General features: G+C 27.6%; 6 protein-coding genes. 1 reads left to right on the top strand and 5 read right to left on the bottom strand.

Going from position 1 to position 11451, the window contains the following annotated elements:
- Nucleotides 1-171: 171 nt before the first annotated feature.
- From ftsW to ACRDBA_RS13905, 5 genes are all read right to left on the bottom strand, one after another.
- Complete coding sequence (gene ftsW, locus ACRDBA_RS13925) at nucleotides 172-1257, bottom strand: putative lipid II flippase FtsW (RefSeq protein ID WP_438573552.1); 1086 nt, start codon at nucleotides 1255-1257, stop codon at nucleotides 172-174.
- Between the two features lie 71 nt (nucleotides 1258-1328).
- Complete coding sequence (locus tag ACRDBA_RS13920; protein WP_438573528.1) at nucleotides 1329-3521, bottom strand: stage V sporulation protein D; 2193 nt, start codon at nucleotides 3519-3521, stop codon at nucleotides 1329-1331.
- Between the two features lie 159 nt (nucleotides 3522-3680).
- Nucleotides 3681-5465 (bottom strand): hypothetical protein, encoded by a 1785-nt coding sequence (locus tag ACRDBA_RS13915; protein ID WP_438573527.1) that lies wholly within the window; start codon nucleotides 5463-5465, stop codon nucleotides 3681-3683.
- A 98-nt stretch (nucleotides 5466-5563) separates the two neighbouring features.
- Nucleotides 5564-6970: a PTS fructose transporter subunit IIC gene (locus ACRDBA_RS13910; RefSeq protein ID WP_438573526.1), complete on the bottom strand. Its 1407-nt coding sequence runs from the start codon at nucleotides 6968-6970 to the stop codon at nucleotides 5564-5566.
- Between the two features lie 16 nt (nucleotides 6971-6986).
- Nucleotides 6987-8936: a BglG family transcription antiterminator gene (locus ACRDBA_RS13905; RefSeq protein WP_438573525.1), complete on the bottom strand. Its 1950-nt coding sequence runs from the start codon at nucleotides 8934-8936 to the stop codon at nucleotides 6987-6989.
- A 328-nt stretch (nucleotides 8937-9264) separates the two neighbouring features.
- Here ACRDBA_RS13905 and ACRDBA_RS13900 point away from each other — a divergent pair, with 328 nt between their 5' ends.
- A complete protein-coding gene (locus tag ACRDBA_RS13900) occupies nucleotides 9265-11448 on the top strand; it encodes a HelD family protein (protein WP_438573524.1) in 2184 nt (727 codons plus the stop codon).
- Nucleotides 11449-11451: the final 3 nt, after the last annotated feature.

Here is an 11451-nt window from a genome sequence, read left to right as displayed (position 1 = left end):
TTTTACAATATTTAGTATATATATTTTAAAAACCTTTTCATAGGTACTTTATTTCCTCTTAATTAGGAAAATAGATAAGTAATATTTTCATCTTTAAAACCATAAAAATAAACCTTATGAAATATATAGATTTTGAAATCTTTATTTCATAAGGTTTTTTAATTTATAATACTATTGAGCTTGTTTTCTTTGTCTAGATATATTTAATAAAATGCCCATTGCTGACATATTAAATACTAACGATGTTCCTCCATAACTTACAAACGGCATTGGAACTCCAGTAACAGGCATTGAACCTGTAACAACAGCAATATTTATTATTGCTTGAATAGTTATAACTGATGTTATTCCTACTGCTAATAATAATCCATAATTATCTCTAGCTGTAATCGCAATATTAATTCCTTTAAAAGCTATAAATAAAAATAAAAGAATCAAGAATAAACATCCTATAAATCCAAGTTCTTCACCTATGATTGAAAAAATAAAATCATTATGAGGTTCAGGCATAAATAAAGCTTTTTGTCTTGATTCCCCAAAACCTACGCCAAAGACTCCACCTGATCCTAAAGCATAAAAGGATTGAATTAATTGATAACTATTACCACTAACATCCTTCCATGGGTCTAAGAAACTTGTAAATCTATTTATTCTATATGATGAAGAAAATATCCCTATAAGCCCGACTGCTACCCCTGCCGGAACAAGAGATAAAACATGACTTTTTTTTGCACCACCTACATAAACCATTATCCATGCAACCATACAAACTATAGCTGTAATACTAAGGTTTTCTTCTAAATAAATCAAACCTGCAAATATACCTGCCATTGTTAAATAGAAAATAGTTCCTGACCAAAACTTTCTTATTCTAAATTTACTTTTATCTATATGCATAGCTAAATATAAAACAACTACATATTTAGCTAGCTCAGAAGGTTGAAAGGAAAGTGGTCCTAGTCTTATCCATCTTTTTGCACCGTTTATAGACGGACCAAACAATACTGCAATAAGAACTAATATAGTCACTATAAATAATAAAGGAGTTATTTTTTTGTATTTATGATAGTCTATTGACATTGTAAACATCATACCTAAGAATCCTACAACAACCCATATCATTTCTTTTATCATAAAATGAGCACTACTTCCCTCAGTATATAATGCATAATATGAACTTGCTGAGTAAACCATAATTGCACCAATACTTAAAAGTATAATTATAACCCATAAAAGGCTATAATCTATATTTCCCATTTTACTTTTTATACTATTGTTTTTTATAGCTGTTTTATTTTTTAACACTACATCTCTCACCTTATCCCCTTCTATCTTAAGTCTAACTTAACTTTTACATTATTATCTATTATTTTACCTTCACCAATGCTTTGTTGATATATCTGACCAGTTCCATTAGTTACAAATTGAATTCCTAGTCTATTTAATAATACAGTTGCATCCTCAAGGCTTTTCCCTACCACATTTGGCATTATAATCTTTGTAGCTGTATCATTTTTTTCATTTGAATCTAATGTAATTATTGAACCCTCTGTAACAATACTTCCTGGAATTGGAGACATATTAACTACATTCGAAAGTAAACTACTTTCATCTACCTTAAGATTACATTCTGCTAATAATCTTTTAGCCTCTTCCTTGCTTTTTCCTCTAAGCTCTGGAACAATTACCTTTACACTTCCTTCGTTACGTTCCTTATATACTTGTGAATCCATATATGGAAGCAATTCATTCATTAAAGATTTTAATAAAGGTGTTGCAACAGTTCCACCATAGTATTGACCAGTACTAGGTTCATCAACTTTTATAAATATAGTTATTTGAGGATTTTCCACAGGATATAATCCTACTACAGAAGGTATATATTTTGTGCTTGAATAACTTCCTGTCTCAGGATCAACTTTTTCTGCAGTACCTGTCTTAGCTCCTATTCTATATCCCTTCATAAATGTTTCAGGTGGTCCACCTTGGTTAATTGTCACTTCTAAATAATCCCTTAATGTAGCAGTACTTTCATCACTTAGTACATCTTTTGTAATTGTTGGATTAAATGTATCAGTTATTATCTTAGTTCCATTTTTATCTTTATACGAAACTTCCTTCATTATATGGGGTTGAATTAAATCTCCACCATTAGCAATAGCATTAAAAGCAGTCATTAATTGAATTCCCGTAGCAGTGTTAGTTTGTCCAAATGCTATAGTTGCTAAATCCATCTCACTCATATCACTAGCTTCTTTAACTATACCCTCAGCGCTATTAGGAAGGTCTATTGGAGATGGAACTCCAAATCCAAGTTTATCTATATATTCTTTTAACTTTTCATTACCAAGCCTTGCACCTAACTCCATAAATCCTACATTACAAGAGTTTTGTAATATTTCAGGTACTGTTTGTACACCATGACCTGAAGTATTCCAACACTTTACTGTTATATCTCCGAATTTAACTCCTCCTGTACAATTAAAGGTATCATGTTCGCTTACTAAACCTTCTTCAATTGCAGCAATCATAGTAATGGTTTTAAAAGTGGAACCTGGTTCAAAGGAGTTACTTACTAAACTATTTTTAAACATATTATTTAGTTTTTCACTATCGTTTTCACCAGGGAATCTTTCATATTCCTCATATGGATTATTTGGATTAAAATCTGGTTTATTAACCATTGCTAAGATTTCACCATTATTAGGATTCATTACTAATATTGAAACTTCTTTTGCTAGGTTTTTATCCATGCCTTCTTTTGCTACTTTTTCAGCAATTAATTGCATGTTTTCATCTATAGTTAAAGTTACATCCTTTCCATTAACAGGCGTAGTGCTTTGAGCTTTTTTATAAGGTAATTCTCTTAAGCTACCATCAACTTCAGCAATATTATATCCATGAATACCACTTAATTCATTATCATACTGTAATTCTACACCATTAATTCCTTGACTATCTAAATTTACTCCACCTAAAACATGAGATAGTAAAGTATTGTTTGGATAATATCTCTTTTGATTAACTCCAATTACAACTCCATAAATTTTTAAAGCCTTTATCCTATCCGCTACATCTTTTTCAACACCTTTTACAAGAGTAGCAAATGATGCCGGTGTACCATCTTCATTTTTAGAATCTAACTTATTCTTTACTTCGTTAAAATCTAAATTACCTGCATCTGCTAATTGCTTTGCAATATCATCCATAGAAACGCCTTCATCCTCTGAATGAATTCTTACTGCATTTAAATCTAAATCAACTCTATACATATCTATAGATGTTGCTAGTAATACTCCATTTCTATCAGTAATATCCCCTCTTTTTGCTTCAACCTTTACCTTACTATTCCATTGAAATTCTGCCATATCCTTATACTCGTCGCCTTTAACAATCATTATATAACCCAATCTTAAAATTAAGGCAGAAAATATAGCTGCTACTGCAAAACTTATATGAATAGCTCGTCCCTTCGAATAGCTTCTCTTAAATAAGTCTTTTTTTATTTTTTTTGCTTTCATTTAAATTCCTCATTCTATATTAAGATATTTTTGATTTATTCTTTTAATTATACCAATTTATAAAAGTTATGTAAATGAAAAGTGAGGGTATGCATTTTTTGTGCATACCCTCACTTTTCATTTTTTTAATTATATATTGAAGATGAGTATCGATAATTGCTAGTCTGTTAATGATTTTTTATAATCATCCCATTTTTGAATTTTACTTTGATCTACAAGTAACTTTTGTCTTAATAAGGCATCATTAAAATCTACTTCACATATTTTAGCTCTTAAAGCATATTGCTTAAGCATTTTATATTCTGTTGGACTAAAGTTCTTTATATTTTCTTCTATTTCTGGAGTTGCAAATTGTACATTTTCTTTTACAGCTTCTTCTGTAATTTTTTCTAAATTTTCTTCACTCATTCTATTGAACACATAAAGCATATTTTCTGATCTAAACCAACTATACATATCTACTTCAAAATTATTTAAATTATTTAGAGTTTCTAGATTATCACTATTATTTGATTTCAAATACCATAATGGAATTATTTCACTTCCATAAATATAATTATTTTTAATTTCTTCATAATCGTCCTTTAATAAATCACTCAATATTTTATCTACTGTTATTGTAGTATTTTCATTATATGATAGTATATATTTTAAAATATTATCTTCAGTTTTATTTTCTTCACAAAGCTTATCTTCTATAAACTTAACTAAAACAGGACTTTGATTATAATGTAAGAATTCTGTTTTTGCAGGTGAAGAGGAATATTTTTCTGTTTCACCTAAGCCTAAGCTTAAATCTGCTACATCCTTTAATCTTAAATAAGTATATCTTTCAAAAAGCTTTATAAATTCCTTCTCTGAATCTATATTTAAATTTGATTTTATTTTTTCTGGTAAAGAGGATAAGGATTGATTTTCATAATAAGTTGATAGTCCCTCCATAAGAGCAAGTAAAGGCTCTTCGTGAAATTCATTATTTGGCTTTGCTAAATCAAAAAATGTATGAAATAATCTATGACTCATTAATTGCCAATCTCTAAGATTATTGCTATCAAAGGTACTACCTGAATTTTGACTACTAACACCAGCAATAACATATCCAGTATCTTTTTCATCTACAAATTCTTTTCTTAGAAGTACTATAGGATAATCCTTTAATCCCATTTCAAACTTACTTTCATAATAAGACACTAAAGATTTTATTCCATCTTCTATTTCCGTATTATATAATCCTTGTTCCTTTGCAACAGGATCTACATATATATCAAATGAACTTAAACCTTCTTTAATTTCATGCTTTTCCATTTTACCCAAAACATAGCTTGATTTTCTTATTTCATAAAAGTCATACCATTTTGGTGATTTAACTTTAGAAACATTACTATTTTCACCGTCAGCATATGGAACTATTACTGTTTCTAAATTATTAGTATTCTCACATTCAACAGTTATTTCAGTGATTTTCTTTGTTTCCTTGTCTTTCATATCAATAGAATCATATGGAAGAGTCAAAATAGATTCTCCTTCAAAAATTACCATTTCTTCGTCTACTATCCCCTTTTTGCCATGCTTACCAAGGGTTCCAAGTTCTACTTCATAGGAATAATTTACTTCTTTTGAATTAACTCCAGCATCTATATACATAAGACCTGAATTTGATTCAGTAAATAAACTATCCCCATTATCATTTATACATATTTCGCTTTCAGTTTTAATTGCTCCCTTTATAATTAAAAAATCCTTCATTTTAGAAAACATGTTATCAGGTAATATTTTCATATCAACTCTTACTTTATTATTTTCAAAATCAACAACACTAATGTTATATTCAACCTTATATCTTTCACTATAATCCTTTATAGTAAAAAAACCTCCAAGTATAACTGCCAAAACTACTACTAAAATTATTAGTATATTTTTTTTATTAAAACTAATTACCTTCATAAATCTCTCCCCTTACCCATTTAATTATTTTCTTATCATATAGTTTTATATGTATTTAGATAATGAGAAATAAATATTTCTCATTATCATAATTTATTTTAAGCTGTCTTTTTATCTCTTAAAGATTTTAAATAGTTAACCATTAAAGCTGTAACTATAGAACCAGCTATTATTGCTACAAAGAACATTAATACACCATCTACAGCACCCATTAAAGCAACTATTGGTCCACCATGAGGAACTCTATCAGCAACACCTGAGAACATTGCAATATTAGCCCCTACTATTGAACCTACCATTAATGAAGGAATTACTCTTAGTGGATCAACTGATGCAAAAGGTATTGCTCCTTCTGTAATTCCACAAAGTCCCATTGCAAATGATGCTTTACCTGCATCTAATTCATCTTGACTATAATGTTTTTTACCTAAGAATGTAGCTAGTCCCATTCCTATTGGAGGAATTGCAATAGCAGCTGCTATTGGTCCCATTATTTCAGGTCTTCCTTCTGTTATCATAGCTACACCAAATAAGAAAGCAACCTTATTAACTGGTCCACCCATATCAAAAGCAATCATAGCACCTAAAATTGTAGCTAATACAATTGAACTTGCACCTGATAATCCTGCTAAGAAAGTAGTTAATGATTCAAATAATGCTGTTATTGGTCCACCTAGTAAAAGGATAAATGCTAATCCTGTAACTAGTGTTGCAATTATTGGAATAATAATAATTGGCATTATTGGTTTAATCATATTAGGAACCTTAATAGATTTTAATCCTTTTGCAATATAACCTGCTAAGAAACCTGTAACAATTCCACCTAAGAAACCTGCATTTGCATCTGATCCATAAAATGAACCATTAGCTGCTATATATCCACCTATCATACCTGGTACTAAACCGGGTCTATCAGCTATAGAATATGCTATAAATCCTGACAATACTGGAACCATAAATGTAAAGCCCGCTCCACCAATCATTTCTATTTTCTTCCAGAATGATGTATCTGGGATAGCTAGTCCATTAGCTGTTGGCTCACCACCAAAAGCAAGTGCAATAGCTATTAATAAACCTGCAACTACAACTACAGGTATCATATATGAAACTCCACCCATTAAATGTTTATAAAAAGCTGGTTGCTTTGATTTCATTTCTTTTTTAGCTTCATCAACAGATTTCATTTTCTTTCCTTTTGCTTCTACTTTTCCATCTAAGAACTTTTGAATTAAAGCTTCTGGTTGCTTAATTGCATCACTTATTGCGCACTGTATTATTGGAAGACCTTCAAATCTTTCAAGACTTACAGATTTATCAGCTGCAATAATTACACCATCTGCTCCTTTAATATCTTCATCTGTAATTACATTTTCTGCTCCTGTAGAACCTTGTGTTTCTACTTTTATTTCAACTCCCATTTTCTTTGCCATTTTATTTAGCTTTTCAGCTGCAATATAAGTATGAGCTATTCCAACAGGACATGATGTTACTGCTAATAATTTCATTACTATACCCCCAAACTTAATTATTTTTAATTATTTTTATAAAATTATCATAACTTCCGTTATTTATAATACTTAAAACTTTATCTATATCTAAAATGCTCTTATATAATTCTCCTAATGTATCTTTAAATTTAATTTGATCATCCTTACATATACTTATAAGGATAACTAATTGAACCTTTTCCTTTTCCCATATTATTGGCTTTTTAAGAATAGCTATTTCTATTGAGGATCTATTTAAGTTGCTATGCATTGTATGAGGAATAGCCACTAAGTTACCAATTTCCGTTGGATATAAGTTTTCTCTTTCCAAAATACTATCCTTAACTTCATTATCTATATAATTTAAATTTATTAATTTATTTGACATAAATTCTAAGACTTGATCTTTATCATTAAGGTCTAACTTATTTATAAAAAGCTCTCTATTAAATTTATTAATAAGTCCGTTTTGGTCTAAATTAAAGCTTTTTAAATTTTTTTCAATATTTTTTATATCATTAAAATCTAATAAATTTTTAATAAATACTACCTTTTTACTTTTTAATTCTAAAGGAACTGTGGATAGTACTATGTCTATATTATTTAATAACTCTTCTTTAAAGTCATACCATGGAATAGTATCGATTATTTTTATTTTATCTTTGAAGTGTTTTTGTATCTTTATTTTTAAAAGTAAAGATGTACCTACTCCTGTTGTACAAACAACAATAGCCTTCTTAATTCTTTCTTGTTTTTCTTTTAGCCTTTCTAATGCTGCTGCAAAATGTAGAGAAATAAATCCTATTTCATCTTCACCTAAATCCATATTTAAGGATTCTTTTAATATATCATTTAATAATACTCCCATTTCAAAAGCTAATAAATAATTGTTCTTAATAGTTTTAATCATACAATTTTCAAGTTTAATTCCATATCTACACCTATTAATTGCTGATTGTAAATGGATTAATAAGAACTCTTTTAATGTATTGTCCTTAGAAAAATCAACATTAAATTTTTCAATTAAAGCATCTAAAATTAAATTAGTTATGTTATATATTTCATCATCAACTTCTCTTGAAATATATTCATTACATATATTATTTCTAATAATTACACTACTTGAAGCTATGTGTTTAGCTAAATAAAATATTTCATTTTCAGATATAAAAATATTGAACTCATTGTCTAAATCTTTTATTAAATTCTTAGCTAAACTTAACTTATGATCACTTACAGAATAAAAATCCATCTTTTGATTATTACTCAAAGTAAAACCTTTTTTAATTCTAACAAGTGTAATTACTATATAAGATAAAACATCTTTTAATGCTATATCAGAAAGCTTAATGTTAAAGTCCTCGAGTTTACCTACTAATATTTTTTTTATTTTGGATAAGCTATTTTCACCTAAAAGATTGGAAACTATTATATTAAAGTCCTTTTCAAAAAAAATATTTTCTCCATTCCAAAGCTTGTTTAAATATTGTCTTAATGATTCTTCATCACCTGATAAACCAATACCCTTATTGCTTATTTTATCAATATCTAAATTAAATTCAGCTAATTTATCCTTAGCAATTTTTATATTATTTTTTAATGAAGAAATGCTTATGAATAGTTCGTCCGCTAAATCCATTTGAGTAATTCCTTCAGTATGTTTAATATTATTTATTGCTAATTTTGAAATTATATAATCGATTCTCTCATCAATGGATAAATTAATATCTTTATCCTTATCTTCTAGTTCATTAAGGAAGCTCTTAAACATTTCTTCATTTTGAATATTAATTTCATATCCCTTTCCCTTTTCAGAGTATATTATCGCTCCCTTTGGTTCTAAAATATAATTTAATTCCTTAACATCACTCCTTATAGTTCTAGATGATACACCTATGCTTGTACATAAGGTTTTCCCCGTTAAAACCTTATTACTTTCTAATAGGATTTTTAAGATTTTCTCTTGTCTTAAATTTGCAATCATTTATCCCCCTACAATTTAATTATATATTTGAAATTTACTCTTAAATAGTCATTAAATTTCCTCTTACTTAGGAAATAGAATAACGTTTACAGAATTGTTTTGTTAATATAATAGTAATGCTTATTATATGTATATTCTTTAAATAATAAATTATGTTAACTTTTAAAAAATATTTGTACTCTCAATTTTTTTGTATATTTATACTTATTTACGAGTATATTATATAAGATATTTATAGACTCAATCGTTAATTTTACCTTTAATATATTGACACTATGGGATAAAGACATTAAAATTTAATGACTATTAAATTTAGGAGAAGATAATTATGCTTATTGGTAAAGACTTGTTAGATGAAAAGAAATATCTAACTAAAACTATTAACACTATTAATGAATTATTAGATAAATATGTTGATTCTAGTAATGCTCAAGATAAAGAAATTATTAAACATAGAAAGTTTCTTTGGGATAATAGAAGTGAGCTAGATGAAATAGAAATAAATGAAAACTGCAGTCAGGTTGCTATGCAAGAAAAAATGCATTCAAAAAAAGTAAGTCGTATTAGAACATTAGAAAAACAACTTTCCTCCCCTTACTTTGCAAGAATTGATTTTAAAGAAGATAAAGAGGATGCTGAAAGCTTTTATATAGGATTATCAACTGTTGAAAATGAAGAGGACTTTGAATTTATTGTCTTTGATTGGAGATCTCCTGTATCTAACATGTTTTATGATTTTGAAACTGGCCCAGCTTTTTACGATGCTCCTAATAGACGAATAAATGGCGAAATTATTTTCAATCGACAATATAACATTAGAAATGGTGAAATTGTATTTATGCATAACTCTAATGAATCTCTTTGTGATGATGCTTTAGTTTCTATGCTTGGAAATACAGCATCAGACAAAATGAAGAATATTGTAGCTACAATACAAAAAGAACAAAATGATATTATTAGAAGTGATGAAAGTAAGATTCTATTTATTCAAGGTGCAGCAGGTTCAGGGAAAACCTCTATTGCTCTTCATCGTTCTGCGTATCTATTGTACAAACATAGAAAGGATTTAAAGGCTGATAATATCTTAATCTTTAGTCCAAATGAAGTTTTTGCAGAATATATTTCTGATGTTTTACCTGAACTTGGCGAAACAAATATTTTACAAACTACTTTTGAAATGTATTCAAATAAATTTTTGCCTAAAAACTATTTAATTGAATCAAAAAATACACACTTAGACAATCTTTATTCTCTTGCTACTAATAGTAATGAATATATTATAAAAGCTAAAGCTATGGAATTTAAAAATTCATCTTTATTCGGAGAAGTACTATCACAATTTATCGAAGATTTACCTAATTACATCTTAAAATGTGAATCTATAATAATTGATGGAAAAACTATTATCAATAAAAATTCTGTTAGTAAAACATTTATAAATAGATTTGCTGATGTACCATTTTTAAATAGAATAGATTTAGTTAAGAAAAGCTTATTTTCACAGTTAGAAACTAAGTACTTAAATGATAAAGATAATGTTAACTTTGATTATGTTGAAGATAGAAGCTTATTTTATGATCACTGCAAAGAACAAGTAAATTTGCAAGTAGATAATATGATAAAAACATTAAATCCTATTGATATATATACTATTTTATTTAAAAATATTGAAAAATATCTAAAGGATACTTCAGTAAAAATTAATGAAATTAAAGAGTTAACTTTAGATTATTTAGCTGTAAAAGAAGTTAAATTTGAAGATATTACACCAATTATGTATATCAGAGCTTCTATGGAAGGCTTTAGAAATTACAGTAACATCAAACATTTATTAATAGATGAAGCGCAAGATTATAGTCCTTTATTTTATGAAATAATAAAAAAATCATTCCCATTAGCTAATATAACTATTATGGGAGATTTAAATCAAAGAATAGATAAACATTCTAACGTTAAAAATAAAGATAGTATAACAAGCTTATTCCAAAATATTAAATCTGTTCAGCTTACTAAAAGCTATCGTTCAACGTGGAATATAACTATGTTTACAAAGGATATATTAAAAAATGGTGAAAAGATTGAAGCAGTTGAAAGAAGAGGTGAAAATCCAACCATAAACATAATAAAATCAAATTTACCTTTAGAAATTAAAAATAAGGTTGATAGTTTAAAAAATAAGGGCTATGAATCTATAGCAATTATTTGCAAAACAAATATTGAATCATTAAATACTTATAATAATTTGAAGGATTTAATACCTTCTATTAATTTAATCAATGAAGATAACGCTTCATTTAAGGCAGGAGTAAATGTTATTACTTCTTATATTTCAAAAGGACTTGAATTTGATGCTGTTATAATTTCTGATGGAGAAAATTACTTAAATAACTTTGATGAAAATCTATTTTATACAGTATGTACTAGAGCTCTACATGAGCTTCATATATATTCAAATGCGGAATTATCAAAAATTTTACCTAAAAACAAGGAATTATATACTGTTATTAATTAGTAA

The sequence above is a fragment of the Clostridium sp. genome (assembly GCF_051654825.1).
Taxonomy (GTDB): domain Bacteria; phylum Bacillota; class Clostridia; order Clostridiales; family Clostridiaceae; genus Clostridium.
Note: the sequence above shows the minus strand (reverse complement) of the source record. Positions and strands in the feature narration are given on the sequence as shown.

Bases quoted from the DNA above. Each gene is read 5' to 3' on its own strand.
- ftsW (WP_438573552.1), bottom strand. From the start codon at position 1,257: ATGGGAAATATAGATTATAGCCTTTTATGGGTTATAATTATACTTTTA.
- ACRDBA_RS13920 (WP_438573528.1), bottom strand. From the start codon at position 3,521: ATGAAAGCAAAAAAAATAAAAAAAGACTTATTTAAGAGAAGCTATTCG.
- ACRDBA_RS13915 (WP_438573527.1), bottom strand. From the start codon at position 5,465: ATGAAGGTAATTAGTTTTAATAAAAAAAATATACTAATAATTTTAGTA.
- ACRDBA_RS13910 (WP_438573526.1), bottom strand. From the start codon at position 6,970: ATGAAATTATTAGCAGTAACATCATGTCCTGTTGGAATAGCTCATACT.
- ACRDBA_RS13905 (WP_438573525.1), bottom strand. From the start codon at position 8,936: ATGATTGCAAATTTAAGACAAGAGAAAATCTTAAAAATCCTATTAGAA.
- ACRDBA_RS13900 (WP_438573524.1), top strand. From the start codon at position 9,265: ATGCTTATTGGTAAAGACTTGTTAGATGAAAAGAAATATCTAACTAAA.